The sequence below is a fragment of the Bradyrhizobium sp. URHC0002 genome (assembly GCF_054059515.1).
In genome coordinates this window covers 4,497,365-4,516,693 of record NZ_JBSSCF010000001.1, presented here as the reverse complement: position 1 = coordinate 4,516,693, position 19,329 = coordinate 4,497,365, and the positions used below count along the sequence as shown (strand labels likewise).

Genomic DNA, 19,329 nt, shown 5'->3' with positions numbered 1-19,329 from the left:
CCCGTGAGCAAGCCTTCGAAATCGACCGCAAAAAACAGCGGCAACATCTATATCGGCATCGGCGGCTGGACCTTCGAGCCGTGGCGCGGGGTATTTTATCCCGAAAAGCTCACACAGGCGAAGGAGCTGTCCTACGCCGCGTCGAAACTGACCTCGATCGAAATCAACGGCACCTATTACGGCTCGCAGAAGCCGGAGAGCTTTCGCAAATGGGCACGCGAAGTGCCGGACGGATTCGTGTTCTCGTTGAAGGGACCGCGCTTCGCGACCAATCGTCGTGTGCTGGCGGAAGCCGGTGATTCCGTCAAACGCTTCTACGATTCCGGCGTGCTGGAGCTCGGCGACCGGCTCGGCCCGGTGCTGTGGCAGTTCGCGCCGACCAAAAAATTCGACGAGGCCGATTTCGGCAAGTTCCTCGAACTGCTGCCGCGCAAACTCGACGGGCGCGCGCTCCGCCACGTGGTCGAGGTGCGGCATGACAGTTTCTGCGTACCTGACTTCATCGCCTTGCTGCGCAAGTTCGAAACGCCGGTCGTGTTCGCCGAACACGGCAAATATCCCGCGATCGCCGATGTCGTCAGCGACTTCGTCTATGCGCGGCTGCAAAAGGGCAATGACGAGCTCAAGACCTGCTATCCGCCGAAGCAGCTCGACGCCTGGGCCAAGCGCTTCCAGGCCTGGGCCGGTGGCGGCGAGCCCGACGATCTGCCGCGCGTCGACAAGGCCAAGCCCGCGAAGACGCCGCGCGACGTGTTCGCCTACGTCATCCACGAGGGCAAGGTGCGCGCGCCGGCGGGTGCGATGGAGCTGATCGAACGTGTGAAGTAATCGGGCTTCAGTCGAGCTTGATGCCGGTCTCGCGGATCAGCTTGGTCCAGCTTTCGTATTCCGAGGCGACGAAGGCGTCGAGCCTGTCGTCCGGCAGATCCCACACCTCTCCACCGCTCTTCTCAAAGCGCTCCTTGAGTTCGGGCAGCGAGGCGCGGATATCGCGGCGCAGTTTTGCGATGACCTCCGGCGGGGTTTTTGCCGGCGCGAATATCCCGAGCCAGGAATCGACATCGAGGCCGGATACGCCGGCTTCCGACATCGTCGGCACGTCAGGCGCCAGCGGACTGCGCTTCGATGACAGCACCGCAATGCCTTTCGCCTGGCCCGACTGCACGTAAGGCAGCCCCGCGGCAATCGAATCGAAAAACAGGTCGATGCGGCCGGCGAGCAGGTCGGTAAAGGCCGGTGGCGAGCCCTTGTAGGGTATTTCTTGAAATTTTACGCCAGCCGCCTTCATGAACGCAGCCGCCACCAGATGCTGGCCGGTGCCGACGCCGGCGGTCGCCACCGAAATCGATCCCGGGTTGGTCTTTGCGGCCGCAACGATGTCCGCGAGCTTGTCCTGCGGCAAGTCCTTGCGGCCGACCATCACGTATCCGAACTTGTAGATCAGCGCGACCGGGACGAAATCCTTGCGCGGATCGTAACCGAGTTTCGAATACAGCGCCGAATTGAACGCCATGTTGGAGAGCCCGCCGACAACAAGCGTGTAGCCATCCGGCTCGCTCTGGCTGGCAGCCTGCGTGCCGACCACGGTGCCGGCGCCCGGCTTGTTCTCGACCACGAAGGCCTGCCCCATCCGCTTCGACAGCGCGTCCGCAAGCTGCCGCCCGACCAGATCGTAGCTGCCGCCGGGGCCGATCGGGACAATGATTTTCACGGGACGGTCGGGATAGCCGGTCTGAGCGTGCGCTGCCGCAACGCCGCAAGCGAGAAGCGCGAGCAGCCATGCGAGTGAGTGGCGAATTCGGTTCATCTTGTTCCCCCGTAGAATGGCCATCGACAGGCTCTTTCGCGGAACTATGCGATACGCCACTTCCGGCCGCAACGCGGATGTGGCAATCGATCGGCCATTACCGTAGCCTTGCGCCAGCGACATAATGTCTGGATCGATATGGCCCACAGGACAAAGCGTCTCTTCACCATCGGCTATGAGCAGACGCCATCGAAGTCCGTGCTCGACGAATTGGAAGCCGCCGGCGTCAAGCTGCTCGTAGACGTACGCGCGGTCGCATCCTCGCGGCGGCCAGGCTTTTCCAAAAATCAGCTTGCGGCCGGCCTTGATGAACGCGGCATTTCCTATCTGCATCTGAAGGGCCTCGGAACGCCGAAGAGCGGCCGCGAGGCGGCGCGCAGCGGCCAATTCGGCCTGCTGCACAAGATCTATTCGGCGCATCTGAAGACGGCGCAGGCCAAGGAGGAGCTCGACGAACTGTCGGCGCTGGTGAACAAGTCGGGTCCAGTATGCATTCTCTGTTATGAGCGCGACCATGCTCACTGCCACCGGCAATGGATCGCGGAGATCATCGAACAGCGCGACGGCGTGAAGGTGGAGAATCTGGTCGCGCCACAGGTTTAGCGCGGCGACATCCGGGTCAACTCGAACACCGGCCCCGGATTCCGCTGCGCTCATCCGCGCTACGCGACAATCACCCCTTGCCATCAAGCCGGAACGTTCCCTCCATCATCTGCACGCTACTGCCACCGACATGGATGGAAGCGACCGCGCCATTCTGCTTGCGCACGCGCGTCAGCAACAGGCTCGGCCGGCCCATGTCGACGCCCTGCCCGATCTTCAATCTCAATTCGCCATCCTTGATATCGTCGAGATCGGCCAGCAGCGCCGCGCAGGCCGCCGTCGCGCTGCCGGTCGCGGGGTCTTCGGAAAGTCCGCTGGCGCCGGGGTGAAACATCCGCGCCTGCAGTTCGCACGGCTTTTCGCCGGCCGGCACGTCGCGCGTATAGAAGTAGACGGCGTCGCTGCCATCACACGGGAAGGTTTTTGCGAACGCCGCAGCGTCGGGCCTGGCCCGCCGCAGCGCCTCGCGGGTGGCGACTTCGACGGCCAGGAACGACAGCCCGACCGAGATGATCTGCGGTGCATGCCGGTCGGTCTTGACGTCGCCAGCTGACAGCGAGAGGCAAGCCGCCGCCTGTTCGACACCAAGATGCGACATCCGTTTCAGCGGCTGCGGCGCCGTGAATTCGGTGCTGACGACCCTGCCCTGCTCGGTCACGATCTCGACCGGCACGAGGCCGGCGCCCTCCTCGAACAGCAGCTGCGCCGGTGGCTTTGCCGCCAGCGTCGCCAGCACGAAGGCGGTGCCCACATTCGGGTGGCCTGCGAACGGAAGCTCCCGGTTCACCGTGAAGATGCGCACCTGCGCGTCGTTCGCGCTGTCGGCCGGCGGCAACACAAAGGTCGTCTCCGAGTAATTGAACTCGGTGGCGACCGCCTGCATCTGTTCGGTCGACAGCCCACCGGCGTCGAGCACCACGCCGAGCGGATTGCCGCCGAAGGCGCGGTCGGTGAACACGTCCACGGTGATATAACGCCGCTGCATTTCGATACCTCCAGTTCTGCACTGGAAAAACATGCCGCAGATCGATCCGTCAATGCTAAGATTGCGCCGATTGCTCTGAGCAAACGACGGTTTAGGCGACCAACAACAAAATGAAAAAACTTCCGACACGACACATCGCGTGTGCTGCTACGGCTTGCTGCATTGCGATGATGGGCCCCGCCCCCGCCTGCTCTTCAACCGAAGTCGCTGACCAACAACTCCGTCGAAACATCGGCGACACTATTATTGTCGGTTTTTTCGGGACCAAGAATACAGATCCCGGCTTCCTTCAAATCACCCAAAACTTGAAACGCGGGACTATAGGAGGCGTCCTGTTCCTGGGACGCAACATTTCATCTCGGGCTGACCTCGAAGCAATGGTCCGATCAATAAGGACCTGCAAATGCAAGACCATTCCCCTGATAGCCATCGATGAAGAAGGCGGAGTTGTCGAGCGCCTTGGCGTACATGCCGGATATAGACACACACCGTCAGCAGCAGCGCTGGGAACTTCCAACGAAACACAAGCCAGAACTGAATACGGTCTACTCTCGCGAAAGGTATCCGAAGCTGGCTTCAACCTAAACCTCGCGCCAGTTGTGGATGTGAACAAGAATCGGTCGAACCCGGTCATCGGAATGCTGGATAGAAGTTTTTCAGACGATCCGAAAGTCGTCAGCCGCTACGCCTCCATTTTTATTGAAGAACACCATAAGCGAGGCATTCTGACCGCCCTCAAACATTTCCCCGGACACGGCTCTTCGGCCCAAGACAGTCATCGATCCGTCGCCAATGTACAGACCTCATGGTCGACCGAAGAGTTGTATCCCTACCGATCGCTAATCAAGAAGGGGATGGTTGATTCAATTTTGGTGGGACATCTTGCAAATGAAACGAAGTGGGGTGGTGTCGCCACACAAGCAGGGGCACATGCCATCAATAGAATGTTGAGACAGCAGTTGAAGTTCGATGGGGTCGTTCTATCGGATGACTTAGCAATGGACGCCGTAAACTCGTCAAACACTCCTCTGTCGGGAGTCGTAATCTCGGCCGTCCAAGCAGGAATTGATATGGTCATTGTGAGCCGCATTGATTCTCGCGACGAAAGCATTGACACCGGAGCTTACGTGAATTCGGCGATCTTTAATGCAGTTAAATCTGGTAAGCTTGAACGCTCCTCAATCGCTTTGTCCTCTAGCCGAGTTCGATCTTTGAAGGAGCGACTCAAGGGTACAGCCGCGAAACTGAAGCGTAAGTGAAGACGTCTGTTTTACGCAGAGCAGAGTAACTACCATTAATTCGTTGGGAGAATGAATTGAAACGCATCGCAAAAATCGTTTTGATTGGATCTATTATCACAGCGACGCATGGCGTCTCGCACTCTGCGTCGTCTCAAAATTCTACTTCTGACGCATGGAAGAATTGCCAATCAAACGACGCTGAAAAGCGACTGATAGGCTGTACGAAGATTATAGACGGCAAGGGCTTTGGTTCCACTTCCAGACTTTCCGACGCGTTGGATGGACGATGTTGGGCACATCACGTAAAATCGCAATACGATCTGGCAATTGCCGACTGCAAAGCTAGTTTGGCGATAAGACCAACCTACTCGTACGCGTACAATAATCTTGGTACCGCTTACTTAGGTATGAAGGATTACGCGAATGCTCTTGCTGCCTTCAACCGAGCAATCGAGCTAAAGCCAACCTTCGTGTACTCACGGCTCAATCGAGCGAGGACGTTTGCTGCCCTCGGAAGAGATGGCGACTCTAAGCAAGAGTACCAAAATGTCTTGACAATCGAACCGACCAACGGTGAGGCGCGCGACGCGCTCAAGACCGACTTCACAGCTGAGACGCGGCCAAGCGCTAATGTAGCTACGTCCGAGGGTCAGACACCCCATCTCGCAATGATCAGCCCATTAGGTCGCAGGGTTGCACTTGTTATCGGTAACTCCAACTATCAATGGGTAGGCCGTCTCCGCAATCCCGCTCGGGACGCCGCTTCAATCGCAAACGAATTACGGCGCGTCGGATTTCAGCAAGTCCTGCTGAAGAACGATCTTACCCGCAGCGAACTGGATGGCGTATTGAGGCAATTTTCGCGGGAAACGGAAGGCGCTGACTGGGCAGTTATTTATTATGCGGGGCACGGCCTAGAAATGTCAGGGATCAACTATTTGATTCCTGTCGATGCCAAGATCGAGAGTGACCGAGACGTCGAATTCGAAACAGTCTCAATGGGTCGGGCAATGGCTTCGGTAGAAGGAGCAAAACGGCTACGCCTGATTGTCCTCGATGCTTGTCGAAACAACCCATTTCTAGGCCAGATGCGGCGAACCGGCGTTGCGCGGTCTATCGGTAGGGGCTTGGCTCTCATTGAACCTGAGGCTGGCTCCTTGGTGGTCTATGCTGCCAAACATGGCGAGACAGCTGCGGACGGAGACGATCTTAACAGCCCATTTGCGGCAGCCTTGGCCAAGCGCATCTCAACTCCCGGAATTGAGGTGAGGCGATTGTTCGATCTCGTGCGCGACGATGTACTGGCGAGCACAAATCGCCGTCAGCAGCCCTTTTCCTACGGATCATTGTCAGGAAGCGAGGATTTCTATTTTGTGGTGAAGTGAACTCCGTTATCCCAACTGCCACACGGCCATCGGCCGCTCATAGCCCCTGACCTCGACCTCGCCGAGCGAGATGGCATCGCCGCAGGATTCGCCGAGCGCATCGCGAACCGCTTCCGAGATCAGGAACTGCGAATTGAAGTCCTTGTTGAGCGCCTCTAACCGCGAAGCGAAGTTCACGGTGTCGCCGATCACGGTGTATTCCTTGCGCCGGGGCGAGCCGATACTGCCGGCGACCACCTCGCCGATGTGAATGCCGATGCCGATGCGCAGCGGCCAACTCGTCGCTTCGTTGACCCGCGCATTGGCTTCCAGCATCTCGCGCGCCGCGGCGACCGCCCGGTGCGCCGGGTCCGGCGCTTCCAGCGGCGCGCCGAACAGCGCCAAAAATCCGTCGCCGAGAAACTTGTTCACAATGCCGCCGTGGCGATCGAGAATCTCGACCAGGATGGCAAAGGCGCCGTCGAGCCGGTCCACGACTTCCTGCGGCGTGCGGGTGCGCGCGCCGGCCGTGAAGCTGCGGAAATCGACGAACATGACGGCGACGCGGCGGATGTCGCTGTCGGTTTTCGTGCCCTCGGCCATCAGGCGCTCCACCACCTGCGGCGAGACGTGCTGGCCGAACAAATTGGTGATGCGGTCGCGCGCGGTCGCCGCCTTGATGCTGGCCTCGAACTGCCGCCGCAACTGCATTCCGACCGAGCCTGCCAGCACACCGCCGATCAACAGGATCAGGCTGCGCGCCGCATGATAGTAGATGGGTTCGGCCTGGGCTTCGACCGCCGGATGATAGAACATCGCCATGCAGAACAATTGAACGGCAGCGACTGCGCCGGTGAAGGTTGAGAGCCAGAAATCCAGCCGCAGGGTCGAGAGGATGATGAAGATGAAATAAGTCATCGGCCCGACGAAGCCGAGCGCGGCCACCGACCCCATGCTGTTGATGTGCAGCGCCAGCGCGATCGTCGGCATCGAGGTCTCGATCAGCGCGCCTATATAGCGCCGGACCACCGGCAGGTCGCGCCCCTCCCGCATGTGGCGGGTGATCTGGCCATGCACCCACAATTCGAACAGGATGAACGGCACGATGATCGAATAGATATATTCCGGCTTCAGGTTGCCGTGCCAGACGCGGCTCACCGCTTCGGAAGCGAAGAAGTAGACGGTACACAGGATGATCGCGAGCAGCGCGGTGGTTGCGATCAGCGCCTTGATGCGCAGGAGTTCGGTCGTCATCACTTCCTGCATCAGCGCGCGCTGGAAGTCAGCCGACACTCCCGTGTCTTGGTCTTTTTTCCTCCTGTCCCAGAACCCAACCATCGCCTCACCTGTCACCGGCATCCCGTCTGTCGCGCGCAAGGCGCGTCTGCTTCACCCGTCATTGCGAGCGAAGCGAAGCAATCCATCGTCCCGTTGAGGAAGCGTGGATTGCTTCGTCGCTTCGCTCCCTTGCGCAAACGCTTCGCGTTTGCCGCAGGCAATGACGGCGTCCATGCGGGCCGCACCGCCTTGCTTCCAGAATGCTGCGCGCATTTATACCCTCAATCCAGCGTCCGGCGGAAGCGGGTCACGGCGATCGTCATCGCGATTAGCATCAGTGCAATGAGTGCAATCGTGTCGTATTGCAGGTTGGAAGGCGCCGCACCCTTCAGCATGATGGCGCGGACGATGCGGATGTAATGGGTCAGCGGCAGCACCTCGCCGAGATACTGCGCCCAGACCGGCATGCCCGCGAACGGAAACATGAATCCGGACAACAGAATGCTGGGCAGGAAGAACATCATCGACATCTGCATCGCCTGCAGCTGGTTCTGCACGATGGTGGAAAAGGTGTAGCCGATCGACAAATTGGTGGTGATGAACAGCGTCGTCAGAAGCGCCAGCAGCGCCACGCTGCCGAGGATCGGCACACCGAACAACAAAACCCCGATGCTGACGATCAGCGTGGCCTGGATGAAGCCTACGATCACGTAGGGAATGATCTTGCCGAACATCACCTCGACCGGCCTGATCGGCATCGACAGCAGGCTTTCCATGGTGCCGCGCTCGATTTCGCGCGTCACCGACAGCGCGGTGAAGATCAGCATGGTCATGGTCAGGATGGTGCCGACGAGGCCCGGCACGATGTTGAGCCGCGACTCGGCCGCCGGGTTATAGCGGGCATGCGCCCTGATTTCGAACGGCATCGCCGGCGGATCGCCGATGTGGAGGTCGTGGGCGAGCGCGGTCTGCACGACAACGCCGAGCGATCCGAGCGCCGCGCCGGCTGCGACCGGATCGGTGGCGTCAGCCGCGACAAGCAGCGCCGGCTTGTCGCCGCGCCGCACCGCGCGTTCGAAGCCGCGCGGTATCTCCACCCCGAACAGCACCTTTCCGGACTGCAGGAGATCGTCGAATTCGGCGACGCTGTGCACCTCGCGGGTGAAGCTGAAGTAGCTGGTATTCTCCAGCGCCTTCAGCACCGAGCGCGCCAGATCGCTGTCCTCCTGGATCAATACCGCCGTCGGCAGATGGCGCGGCGTGGTGTTGATGGCGTAGCCGAACAGCAGCAACTGCATCACCGGGATCATCACGATCATCGCGAACGAGACGCGGTCGCGGCGGAGCTGGATGAATTCCTTGACCAGCATCGCATAGCTGCGGCGCCAGAAGCCAAAGGCCGGCTCGCGGACGTCGCGATCTTGGTTGGTCGTCTCGATTGCACTCACTGGAAATTGTCCTTTGAGCGGGTCATGAGATCGATGAACACGTCTTCCAGCGACGGCTCGCTATCCTGCCAGCGCCATCCCCGGTGATCCCGGTAAGGCGCGATGGTTGCTTCAAGCGCGGACTTGTCGCGCCCCGAGACATGCAGGCTGGTGCCGAACGGCGCCACCATGTCGACGCCGGGCTTGCCTGCGAGTTCAGTTGCAAGGCCGTTGAGGTCGTCGCCCGAGACCGTCCAGGTCGACAACGCCGATTTCGCGATCACCTCGTCTACGGTGCCGTGCGCCAGCAGATGGCCATAGGCGATATAGGCGATCTCGTGACAGCGCTCGGCCTCGTCCATGTAGTGGGTCGAGACCAGCACCGTCAGCCCCTCGGCGGCGAGCGCGTGGATCTCGTTCCAGAAATCGCGACGCGCCTTGGGATCGACGCCGGCGGTCGGCTCGTCGAGCAGAAGCAATTGCGGATTGGGTAGCGTGCAGGCGCCGAGCGCCAGCCGCTGCTTCCAGCCGCCCGAAAGCTCGCCGGCGAGTTGCTCCTCGCGGCCGTTCAAGCCAATGCGCTGGATCATTTCGCGCGCGGCACCGCGTGCGTCATGCAGGCCGTAAAGCCGCGCGACGAATTCGAGGTTCTCGCGCACCGAGAGGTCCTGGTACAGGCTGAAGCGCTGCGTCATGTAGCCGACCTGACGCTTGATCTTGTCGGCGTCGCGGCGGATGTCGTAGCCGAGGCAGGTGCCCTCGCCGGCATCGGGCGTCAGCAGTCCGCACAGCATGCGGATGGTGGTGGTCTTGCCGGAGCCGTTGGGCCCAAGGAAGCCGTAGATCGAGCCGCGCTTCACCTGCATCGACAGGTCATGCACGACCTCGCGGCCGCCGAACGATTTTGACAGGCCCTCGACGTTGATGGCGATGTCGGGGCCCGATGCGGGAACCGAACTCATCGCTTGTCCGCCATCGGCGTTCGAGGGTGGAGAAACACGCTGATCGGCTGGCCGACGCGCAAAACATCGGGTCGGCTCGGCCGCGCCTGGATCAAATAGACCAGCTTGTTGCGCTCATCGAGGCTGTAGATCACCGGCGGGGTGTATTCCGCCGTGGTCGCGATGAAATAGATCTTTGCGGTGAGATCGGCCGCGCAATTGTCGCAGGTCACCCTCACCTCGTCACCGACCGCAAGCTTCGGCAGCTCCGTCTCCGGCACGAAGAAACGCAGCTTCATGTTGCCGGGCGGCATGATCGACAATACCGGACGCTGCGCCGGCACCATCTCGCCTTCGCGGAAATAGATCTGCTGGATGGTGCCGTCGACCGGCGCAAAGCCGCTGCGCCGCGCCAGCCTTGTCTGCGAGGTGTTGACGCGGGCTTCCGCCACGCGCAACGCCGAGGTCGCTGAATCCAGGTTGGCCTGCGTGCCGGAACCGGTCTTGCTCAGCGACGCCGCGCGATCAAAAGTCTGCTGCGCGTTGGCGAGCGTCGCCTTGTTCTGATTGAGGTCTGCCTGCTGCAGATCGTCGTCGACCGAATAGAGCTGCACGCCGGGCTTCACCTCGTCGCCTTCGCGCACGTTGAGTTTTGTGACGCGGCCGCTTTCGTCCGGGCTCACGAAGATCATGTCGGCCTCGATCCAGCCCTGGAAGCCCGGGTCCTTGCGCTCCTTGCAGCCGGTGAGCACGGCGGCGAGCGCCAGCGCAGCCAGAATTGTCGTCATTCGCGACGAGGTCATGTCGTCCTCCGTTCGCCAAAAATCAGATCGAGATGCACCCGAAACATTTCGAGGGCGTCCAGTGGCGCATGTCTGCTGAAAAGGCTCTGCCAGATCACGGCGATCAGCGCGGGCGCCACCATGATTTGCGGAAACCGCGCCAGGTTTTTCTGTTTGATCTCGCCGCGCGCGATCCCGAGTTCGATCAGCGCGCGCATGCCGGCGAGGCCTCGCGACACCACTTCGCGGTAATAGAAGTCGGCGACGGCTGGAAATCGCGGTCCCTCGGCGACGATCAGGCGCACCAGGTCGCCGCGCCGCGTGGTCGCCACCTCCTCGATGAAAGTTTTCGCAAACCCCTCCACCATGTCGCGTACCGACGCCCCGGGCTGCGGCGGCGTGCCCCAGAGACGGGTGATCATCGGCACGATGGCGGTGCGGATCAGTTCCTCGAACATCGATTCCTTGTCCTTGAAGTGCAGATAGATCGTGCCCTTGGCGACGCCGGCGCGCCTGGCGACGTCATCAAGCCGCGTCGCCGCAAATCCGCGTGCAATGAACTCGTCCATCGCGGCCTCGATGATGGCCCCGCGCCGCTCGGCCGCGCGTTCGGCGCGGTTGGAGGCGGGCTTGGGCGCCGCCGGAGCGGCCGATGCCCTCTCTCCTGCCCGCCGATTGGCGGGTTTCGGGGCGGATTTCCGGGTTTTCCTGGCGGCTTCATTTGTCATGCCCGCAATATGACTGACCAGTCAGTCATTGTCAATTTGAAGCCGAAAACGACCTTTCACATGGGCGTGACTGGCGTCGGTGAACTTTCGATCGCGCAGCCGGCCTTGAGGATTTTGCGCTTCCCCTGGGGATCGTCATATCCCGCGTATGTGGGGCGTCCGGTACACTTCGGCCTCTCCACGTCATTGCGAGCGAAGCGAAGCAATCGTGTAGCAGACCATTCCGAGTTCGTGCCTCAACGCGGCGGAAAGCCCGACTGCGTCATAGCATCTTTAGCCACTGCTACAGGGATCGGATACGAACAGGTAGCGGACGCGCTCGGGATCGAACTTAAGAACGGCATTCCAGATTTCACCGGGGGCATAAACGATTTCAGCGTGTTGGGCCCCTTGTTTAAGATTGGCTGGTCAAGCTGCCCGCTGATCCCTGCGGAATTGGACGACCAAGTGGATGGAACATCGGCGAAGCAGCTAAGTCGCGACGATATACGGGAACTGGTCAAGGGCCATCCCGCAATCATCGGCTATCACGACGCTGACGCGAGCTTCCACACGGTGGCCTGGAATGGGAAGGAGGCTGTCGATTGCACGGACGGGTTGATCATTGATCTTTCCAATCTCCCGTTTCAGCACGCAATTGTACTGACCAAGGTTTAAGAAAGAGCCACGCCAAAGAGCGAACTCCCGCATTTGCATATGTGCAACCTTTACTCGATCACCACCAACCAGGCCGCCATTGCCGCACTGTTCCGCGTCGTCAATCGCGATGTCGGCAACCTTGCGCCGATGCCGGGAGTCTTCCCGGACTACCCCGCGCCGGTAATCCGCAACTCTGACAGCGGGACGGAGATTGCGATGATGCGCTGGGGCATGCCGCCGCCGCCGCGCACAGGCGGACCACCGGTCACCAACATCCGCAACACGTCATCACCGCACTGGCGCGGCTGGTTGAAGCCGGAGAATCGATGCCTGGTCCCGGCCAACAGCTTCGCCGAGTACGCGCCGGAGCCGAACCCGGAGACCAAGAAAAAGGACGTGGTATGGTTCGCGCTCAGTGACGACCGTCGGTGGCCTCTGGACAACCTTCAACGGTGATCGCGGTACCAAGTCCAAACCGATCCCCGGGCCGCATCAGGTTTATGGTTTTCTCACGACATCGCCGAACGCGGTGGTCGAGCCGATCCACCCCAAGGCAATGCCTGTCATCCTGATGACCGATGAGGAGCGCGATGTTTGGATGCGCGCGCCACAGCACCTGTTCGAGGTGGATCCCGGCAGCTCGCCCACAGGATCACGATCGCCTGGCGCGCCAGCGGCACGCGACGCGCGGGCCCAAATTCCTTAGCGAGCGGGCGGTTTATGGTGGGCTGAGTCCGCCCTGCGCCCAATCGCTGTCATCGAGACCCGCCCGGCAACAGACCGCACTGCTTGGCAATGATGCCGAGCATCACCTCGTCAGCACCGCCACCGATCGATCCGAGGCGGCCGTCGCGGTACCGGCGCGACACCAGTGTCTCATTCATGTACCCCATGCCGCCCCAGAATTGCAGGCACGCGTCATGGACTTCGCGGCCCAGCCGCGTTCCCTTGAGTTTCGCCATCGACGCGAACCGAGTGCAATCGCCGCCGGACACGTGAATCTCCACGGCCTTCCAGGTTAGCGCGCGCAGCGCTTCGACTTCGGTCAACAGCTCGCACAAGCGATAGTGAACGACCTGGTTTTCGATGATCGGGCGACCAAAATCCTTTCGGTTGCGTGTGTATTCGATCGTCTCTTCGATCGAGCGCGTGCAACTGGTGATGCAGCCGAGCGCCGCGTACATGCGCTCCTCCTGAAACTGCTTCATCTGATACACGAATCCCTTGCCTTCGTCGCCGATCCGGTTTCGCAGCGGAACGCGAACATCCTCGAAGTAGAGTTCGGCCGTGTCAGAGGCGTGCATGCCAAGCTTCTTCAGCTTCTTTGCCACCGTTACGCCCTTAGCTCGTTTCCCGCCTTCCTTGAGCGGCACGATGATCAAGGACTTGTTGCGGTGGACCGGCCCTTCGCCTGTATTGGCGAGCATGCACATCCAGTCGGCCTGGGTTCCGCTGGTGATAAAAGTCTTCGAACCGTTGATGACGTAGTCGTCGCCGTCTTGCACAGCCCGGGTCTTGATCGAGGCGACATCGGAACCGGCCGAAGGCTCGGTGACGCCGATGCAACACACCATGTCACCCGCGATAGCAGGCGCCAAGAACTCTCTGCAGAGCTCAGGCGAACCGAAGCGTGCGAGCGCCGGCGTTGCCATGTCGGTCTGGACGCCGATCGCCATCGGAATTCCGCCGCAGTTGATATACTGCGATGTCTCGTCGATGATGGCGCCATACGAATAGTCGAGGCCCAGGCCGCCATATTCGACCGGCTTGGTGACACCCAGCAGCCCGAGGGTGCCGAGCTTCTTGAACACCTCATGTGCCGGGAAGGTTTGAGCTTCCTCCCACTCATTGACGTGCGGGTTGATTTCTTCGTCGATAAGCCGTCGATAGGTCTTTCGCAATTCCTCGTGCTCGTGAGTGAGCTGCATTTCAGTCTCCCCGTCGTTGGGCGATCACGGCGCGCGGCCAACTTGCCGGAACGGCCGTTTCTGCCGGAGCCGTCGCCGCGGTCTCCTTTAAGTCGAACTCACGGCAGACCTTTCGGATGGCCTCGCCATAGTCCTTGCGGAAGTCGGCTATCGTCTTGAAGTCTAGCACCAGGCGGCCGGTCAGCCAGACCAACTTGATGTTGCGCTGGCACTCCCGCTCCAGCCGCCGGCTGGACTGTACCCGATTTAGATAGCCATAAATGTAAAGCTTGAGCAGCACCGAGGGGTGATACGACGGCCGACCAGTCGCCGCCGGCTCAACCCCTCGAAGCTGATATGAGGGACCATGTCGGTTGATCCAAAATCGATCGCGTACCTCCTACTGGCGCTGAAAAGCGACGCAGCAGCAGCAGAGAGATCCAAAGGTCAACTTTCGCGAGATTTTTAGGGTCGTTCGATTTTCGATTTTTTCAACCATATCGGCCAAATCGAGACATGTAACGTTCGTAGCTGAGACCCGAAAAAACCAAACCCTCGGTGCAAAACTTTAGCGCGGGAAGATCAATCAAGCGACTTACTCGTCACCCTTAATCGTTGTGCGAGGATCCTCATTACCTTGAGGGCGAAGTACGGGGTTTGGGTTACAAGAAAAAGAAATTGCTTTTCCGAGATGGGAACCAGCTCAACGTCGCTGATCGCCACGGCAGTCGCGCTCCGCGGCTCGCGATCAATCAGAGCCATTTCACCAAAAATATTGTCAGCCGTAAGATCGGCCATCGTTCTGTTGCCGACTTGAATGCGAACGTAACCGCTCTTGATAACGAAAAGCTCATCCGCCTTCTCGCCTTCGCGGAAAATGACACCCCCGGCTCTTATTCTGCGGGTCTCGATATCATTGCCAGTAAAGAGGCTGAAGCTCGTATCGGCCGCCATCGCCAACTCCCACACCATCAATGAGCAAATGGTAGCAGCATTACGAACATCCCGATACATGGCCAAAATGCCCGTTACGGGTCAATCGCGTCACTTTGGCCGTCGGCCGACTACTTCCGGTCTTCCCCTGTAAACGGACGTCGTCAGGGCCAGCGAGCATGTCTCAACAGTGCCATTAACCGACATCAGCTTGGGCGGGCATCCCGTCAAAACGCATTGGCACTTCCGTCCGATCCGTCGTACGGTGAGCTCTGGATTGCGCGCCACGGTGCAAGAGCAGGCAAACCGGGTCGGACGCAGGTTGTCGGCGATAGTGGCGGCCGACGTGGCTGGCTATTCGCGGCTCATGCACAATGACGAAGAGGCTACCCATGCCAAGCTGAGGGCGCTCCTCGCGGAAACTGTCGAGCCAGCAATCGCCGAACACGGCGGCCGCACTGTGAAGAACACCGGCGACGGGTTTTTGGCAGAGTTTCCGAGCGCGGTCGAAGCGGTCCGCGCTGCTGTGCAGTTCCAGACCCGCATCAAGGAACTTACAATCGATGAGCTGGAAGACAGGCGCATTGCTTTCCGTGTGGGCGTCAATATCGGCGACGTAATCGTCGAGGGTCATGACATTTTTGGAGACGGCGTTAACATCGCGGCGCGGCTTGAGAGCATCGCAGAACCCGGCGGCATCTGCATCTCGTCTTCTGCTTACGATCAAGTTCGGGGTAAGGTCGCAGTTGAGTTTGCTGATCTGGGCGAACAGAGCCTCAAGAATATTGCCCGCCCGGTCCAGGCCTATGCCGTGGTCGGGGATAGGCTAGGCCTGGCGACAAAGGGCGGCAGCACGAAACCATGTCCATCTTCAGCCCCGCGCTTGTCCATGGTGGTGCTGCCATTCGCGAACATCGGAGGCGATCCCGAGCAAGACTATTTTGTCGACGGCGTAACCGAGAGCTTGACTACGGACCTCTCGCGCATCAGCGGCTCGCTCGTGATCGGGCGGCACACCGCATTTACTTACAAAGGCAAAGCGGTTGATCTCAAACAGATCGGCCGCGAATTAAACGTCCGGTATGTGCTCGAAGGCTCTGTGCAGCGTAGCGGCAATCGACTTCGGGTCAACGCGCAGCTAATCGACGCCGAAACAGGTAATCACCTTTGGGCCGAACGGTTCGATAAGCCTGTCGCCGACCTATTCGATATGCAGGACGAAATCGTATCGCGGCTCGCGAACATGCTCAATGCCGAGTTGATTGTTATCGAAGCGCGGCGAGCGGAACGTTCGTTGCATCCTGATGCGATGGACTTGAATTTTCAGGGCTATGCTTGCTTGAATAAGGGGCTGACCCCCGAAAATGTTGCCCTGGCACAAGGCTTTTTCGAGCGGGCCCTAGCGGTCGACCCTCAAAATGTTGGGACACTGGTCGCTTCGGCTATTGTTGATGCAGTAATTGGCGGTGTGTTTGTTTCCGCCGACCGGGCTGCGCGCTTTGCGGCGGCCGAAGCGGCCTCAACCAAGGCTCTGTCCCTCGCCCCGGACAATGCCTTGGCCCACTTGGCATTGGGCTTGACCTTTACCCTCACAAACCGCGCGACTCAGGGCGTCGCTGAATGCGAGCAGGCATTGGCGCTAGATCGAAATTTGGTGGACGCGCATGCTATCATCGGTTGGTCCAAGCTTCGTCTCGGTCGCGCCGCAGAAACCGAAGGCCATATCCACGAGGCGCTTCGACTTTCTCCCCGCGATGTCTTCGCCTTCCGGTGGATGGCATGGGTCGGCATGGCGAAGTTGATGCTTGGTGCCGACGCGGAAGCAGTCGCGTGGCTACGCCGCAGCATCGAAGTCAACCGCAATTGGTCCATTGCGCATTTCCAACTCGCCGCTGGCCTAGCGCGGCTCGGCTCGCCGGATCAGGCGCGGGTCGCCGTGCAGGCTGGACTTGCGCTCGATTCAAACTTCACCCTTCGCCGGCTTCGGTCTGGCGCAGCTAGCGACAATCCAACCTTCCTCGCTCAATGGGAGCGCCTCTTGGAAGGCCTGCGCCTCGCCGGGGTGCCGGAGGGGTGATGTCGCCTTTGGGTCATTCGCGTCGGTTTGGCCACGTACCGACGACTTCCGCTCTACCCCTATAACCAGACATCGTTACCGTGCGTCGGCATGTCTCAAATGTGCCAACAGCGGAAGTCGATATCGTTTGATCGACCTATGCGGGAGCCCTCGGATTGGGTAGTTTGGTGCTATACGATGTTGTTGGTGCGTGACCAGCTTTCTGAGGCTCCCGACATCGTAACTCAGCTATCAGCTGGAGCTTTCGCTGCCGTGCGACAAGTCATCCTTGAAAAACTTTGGTTGGAATTTGAGTGCCTCAACCCCCTGCTTCTAAGCCAAGAATACGCAGCTTTACTGGTAAAACGGAGCATCCTTAAAGATGTAGCAACGTTATGAGCCCAAAGGAGAACACCATGTCGACCAAGACTGCCTTAGTGACTGGTGGCGTACGCGGAATAGGGTTGGCAACTGCAGAAATCTTTTTGACGAGGGCCATGAACGTTGTGGTTGTTACTCACGACGCCAAAGGCACACCAAGTACCCTCGCGAAAGAAGTTGAGATCGTCGAGTTAGACCTATCGGTTCTTTCGAATGTTGAAGAATTGGTTCAACGCAAGCCGAACATAGATGTACTGGTCAATAATGCGGGACACATGAACGGATTTGGGTTGGACCAATACGACGATGTGCGTCGAAATCACATCTTTAATCTCAACCTGATCGCGCCCGTTCACCTGATGTGGCGCTACGGCAATCTAATGGCCGGCAAGGGTGGAGGCAGGATTGTCAATAATACATCAATTGCCGCTCATATTGGTCATCCAGATATTTGGTATGGTGCAACCAAGAGCGGCTTATTGAATGCCACAAAGAGTCTAGCGCGTGCTTTGGGCCCTAAAGGAATTGTAGTCAACGCGGTAGCTGCTGGACCAACCGACACTGACATGCTCCTAAAAATTCCAGAAGCTAGAAAGGCGGCGATGAAATCCGCCTCAATCCTAGGAAGATTCGCGAACGCCGAGGAGGTTGCTGGAGCAGTGGCGTGGCTCGCGCTTGATGCCCCAGCTTATATCAACGGCATTTGCATTGATGTGAACAACGGATCTTTTATGCGCTAAAGATCACTCGCACCTTTGCCGATTCCGAGAATGCCGAGATAGCCAAGTCGTCGAGCCAGTTGGCTCACGTAACCACCGACCTGAAAGTTCTGTTTGCCCCTTAATCCAACGGCCCCCGAGTGACCAATGAAAGAAAGTGATCACGTCCTATGGACAAAGATCGTTTAACTGCACCAAGCAAGGAAGCATCCGCACCTCGTAACGGCGCTGAAATCCCCTCAGATGCTCCCGCCTTCTTGATCCGTAAGGCGGCGACAATCGCAACAATGGCTCCTGCGTGATATCTCTTTCAGCGGCGGCGACCGAAGAACATGAGCAAAGGCAGGCTCCAGATGGATTTTAAGCAGCCGGGCGATGGCTCTCAGGACGGCGAAACGTCCGCCGGAGCCGTTGCCGGCGATCAACCGAAGAGTCAGCGTGCACATCCGGTCAACAGTGTTCACGACTACAGTCAACCGATCTGGACCGATTCCGTTGAGGGGACGGCGCCGAATGCCCCTCCCTTCTTGATGCGGGGTTTTGACTCCGGATTGCAAGCGGCCCCCTGGAAGGTTTCGCGCCGACAGAACCTGCTCAAGGCGATCGCCGCAAGACTTCGGCTACGGGGCAGCATCTGGCGCGGCCATCTGGTGCGCGATGCACCGAAGGCAACCGCCCCGCGCAGAACCGCAGAAATTGGCGGCGCAACATTTGCGTTCCTGGCCTTCCTGGTCATCACGATCTGCGCCGGCGCGGTGGTCGCACTCACGCAGATCAAATCCCTGAAAGCCGAAATCACCTCGCTCCAACGCGAATTGTTTCCCCTGAGGGAGCGGCTCGCGAAATTTGAACAGGTGGAGAAGGCAAAAGCCAGGGAGGCGGAGATCAGGGCGGCCGCCGAAAAGGCCAAAGCTCTGGCGCAAAATTTGTCCCAACAGGCGGCGCCGCTCACGTTTTCGCGCGAGGAAACTCAGCTGATCCGTGAATACATCAAGCCGGCGCCAACTGCGGGCGCAACGGCACCAGCCATTAACGTCGGCGATCCCGTCACCAGCGGCACGATCGCTTTCCCTTCGCCTCTCACCGACAAAGTGCCCAAGCTTCTCGGCGCCCGATTTGCCATTCGCGATGGCGCAATTGTCATTGTCAGAAAAGAGAGTCGCCAGGCTGACGCAGTGTTGCCGCCGTATTAGATCGTCTGGAATTTGCCCGCCGACAAGCGGTTGGGATTTTGAACGCGCTGTAATTCTTCCACGCAGTTCGAAGAAGGGATGCGGTTGTTGCAACGAGACGGGATAGGCCGCAGCCAACTTGCCAGGACCTTAATTTCCGCTCGCACAGCGAGGGAAATAGAGCAGGTGCGTGACCGCAAAGGACAGAAGGCAAGTCCCTAAGATGGTCGCCATCACGTACAGGCCAGTACCCGACGGGACCATAATGGGTCCAAGCGATGCTTGCGTGGCCATGGGTAAAGCGTGCCAGGAGAGGAGCAAAACGCCCGCATAGGCTGCGCTTAATTGAGTTGCGACCGTGAAAGG

The 19,329-nt window shown here is 59.5% G+C and carries 17 protein-coding genes and 2 pseudogenes; 9 read left to right on the top strand and 10 right to left on the bottom strand.

From position 1 onward, the window contains the following. Positions 1-3 precede the first annotated feature (3 nt). Complete coding sequence (locus tag ACVWVY_RS21890) at positions 4-828, top strand: DUF72 domain-containing protein (protein WP_456628333.1); 825 nt, start codon at positions 4-6, stop codon at positions 826-828. A gap of 7 nt (positions 829-835) precedes the next feature. On the opposite strand, the gene ACVWVY_RS21885 is transcribed toward ACVWVY_RS21890, so the two are convergent. Next, entirely contained in the window at positions 836-1,807 is a 972-nt protein-coding gene (locus ACVWVY_RS21885; protein ID WP_456628332.1) for a Bug family tripartite tricarboxylate transporter substrate binding protein, read from the bottom strand. A gap of 138 nt (positions 1,808-1,945) precedes the next feature. On the opposite strand from ACVWVY_RS21885, the gene ACVWVY_RS21880 reads away from it, so the two are divergent. Next, on the top strand, positions 1,946-2,410 hold the full coding sequence (locus ACVWVY_RS21880) for a DUF488 domain-containing protein (RefSeq protein ID WP_456628331.1): 465 nt from the start codon (positions 1,946-1,948) through the stop codon (positions 2,408-2,410). A 70-nt stretch (positions 2,411-2,480) separates the two neighbouring features. On the opposite strand, the gene ACVWVY_RS21875 is transcribed toward ACVWVY_RS21880, so the two are convergent. Next, positions 2,481-3,395 carry a PhzF family phenazine biosynthesis protein gene (locus tag ACVWVY_RS21875; RefSeq protein ID WP_456628330.1) on the bottom strand — a complete coding sequence of 305 codons (915 nt, stop codon included), beginning with the start codon at positions 3,393-3,395 and terminating at the stop codon, positions 2,481-2,483. Positions 3,396-3,505: 110 nt separating this feature from the next. Between ACVWVY_RS21875 and ACVWVY_RS21870 the strand changes: the two genes are divergently transcribed. Both ACVWVY_RS21870 and ACVWVY_RS21865 read left to right on the top strand, forming a co-directional pair. Further along, on the top strand, positions 3,506-4,654 hold the full coding sequence (locus ACVWVY_RS21870) for a glycoside hydrolase family 3 N-terminal domain-containing protein (protein WP_456628329.1): 1,149 nt from the start codon (positions 3,506-3,508) through the stop codon (positions 4,652-4,654). 56 nt (positions 4,655-4,710) lie between these two features. Then, a complete protein-coding gene (locus ACVWVY_RS21865) occupies positions 4,711-6,021 on the top strand; it encodes a caspase family protein (RefSeq protein WP_456628328.1) in 1,311 nt (436 codons plus the stop codon). 6 nt (positions 6,022-6,027) lie between these two features. Here ACVWVY_RS21865 and ACVWVY_RS21860 read toward each other — a convergent pair whose 3' ends face one another. The 5 genes from ACVWVY_RS21860 to ACVWVY_RS21840 all read right to left on the bottom strand — a co-directional run bounded on the left by ACVWVY_RS21860 (position 6,028) and on the right by ACVWVY_RS21840 (position 11,156). Beyond that, positions 6,028-7,338, bottom strand: coding sequence for an adenylate/guanylate cyclase domain-containing protein (locus ACVWVY_RS21860; RefSeq protein ID WP_456632275.1), 1,311 nt, complete (start codon positions 7,336-7,338; stop codon positions 6,028-6,030). Between the two features lie 221 nt (positions 7,339-7,559). Next, complete coding sequence (locus tag ACVWVY_RS21855; RefSeq protein WP_456632274.1) at positions 7,560-8,717, bottom strand: ABC transporter permease; 1,158 nt, start codon at positions 8,715-8,717, stop codon at positions 7,560-7,562. 5 nt (positions 8,718-8,722) lie between these two features. After that, a complete protein-coding gene (locus ACVWVY_RS21850; RefSeq protein ID WP_456628327.1) occupies positions 8,723-9,667 on the bottom strand; it encodes an ABC transporter ATP-binding protein in 945 nt (314 codons plus the stop codon). Next, on the bottom strand, positions 9,664-10,449 hold the full coding sequence (locus ACVWVY_RS21845; protein WP_456628326.1) for an HlyD family secretion protein: 786 nt from the start codon (positions 10,447-10,449) through the stop codon (positions 9,664-9,666). The genes ACVWVY_RS21850 and ACVWVY_RS21845 overlap by 4 nt, the downstream gene beginning before the upstream one ends. Further along, entirely contained in the window at positions 10,446-11,156 is a 711-nt protein-coding gene (locus ACVWVY_RS21840) for a TetR/AcrR family transcriptional regulator (protein WP_456628325.1), read from the bottom strand. Before ACVWVY_RS21840 ends, ACVWVY_RS21845 begins: the two co-directional genes overlap by 4 nt. 9 nt (positions 11,157-11,165) lie before the next feature. Here ACVWVY_RS21840 and ACVWVY_RS21835 point away from each other — a divergent pair, with 9 nt between their 5' ends. Both ACVWVY_RS21835 and ACVWVY_RS21830 read left to right on the top strand, forming a co-directional pair. Next, the gene (locus ACVWVY_RS21835) at positions 11,166-11,813 is read left to right on the top strand and encodes a hypothetical protein (RefSeq protein ID WP_456628324.1); all 648 of its coding nucleotides are present in this window, start codon (positions 11,166-11,168) and stop codon (positions 11,811-11,813) included. 39 nt (positions 11,814-11,852) lie between these two features. Next, positions 11,853-12,501, top strand: a pseudogene (locus ACVWVY_RS21830) (SOS response-associated peptidase family protein). Positions 12,502-12,550: 49 nt separating this feature from the next. On the opposite strand, the gene ACVWVY_RS21825 reads toward ACVWVY_RS21830, so the two are convergent. From ACVWVY_RS21825 to ACVWVY_RS21815, 3 genes and pseudogenes are all read right to left on the bottom strand, one after another. Beyond that, positions 12,551-13,723 carry an acyl-CoA dehydrogenase family protein gene (locus tag ACVWVY_RS21825; protein WP_456628323.1) on the bottom strand — a complete coding sequence of 391 codons (1,173 nt, stop codon included), beginning with the start codon at positions 13,721-13,723 and terminating at the stop codon, positions 12,551-12,553. Between the two features lie 94 nt (positions 13,724-13,817). Then, a pseudogene (locus tag ACVWVY_RS21820) lies at positions 13,818-14,048 on the bottom strand (transposase); the annotation flags it as partial. A gap of 236 nt (positions 14,049-14,284) precedes the next feature. Beyond that, positions 14,285-14,656, bottom strand: coding sequence for a Crp/Fnr family transcriptional regulator (locus ACVWVY_RS21815; protein ID WP_456628322.1), 372 nt, complete (start codon positions 14,654-14,656; stop codon positions 14,285-14,287). A gap of 268 nt (positions 14,657-14,924) precedes the next feature. Here ACVWVY_RS21815 and ACVWVY_RS21810 point away from each other — a divergent pair, with 268 nt between their 5' ends. The 3 genes from ACVWVY_RS21810 to ACVWVY_RS21800 all read left to right on the top strand — a co-directional run bounded on the left by ACVWVY_RS21810 (position 14,925) and on the right by ACVWVY_RS21800 (position 18,984). After that, complete coding sequence (locus ACVWVY_RS21810) at positions 14,925-16,712, top strand: adenylate/guanylate cyclase domain-containing protein (protein WP_456632273.1); 1,788 nt, start codon at positions 14,925-14,927, stop codon at positions 16,710-16,712. 395 nt (positions 16,713-17,107) lie between these two features. Further along, entirely contained in the window at positions 17,108-17,812 is a 705-nt protein-coding gene (locus ACVWVY_RS21805; RefSeq protein WP_456628321.1) for an SDR family NAD(P)-dependent oxidoreductase, read from the top strand. A gap of 332 nt (positions 17,813-18,144) precedes the next feature. Beyond that, positions 18,145-18,984, top strand: coding sequence for a hypothetical protein (locus tag ACVWVY_RS21800; protein ID WP_456628320.1), 840 nt, complete (start codon positions 18,145-18,147; stop codon positions 18,982-18,984). Positions 18,985-19,329 lie beyond the last annotated feature (345 nt).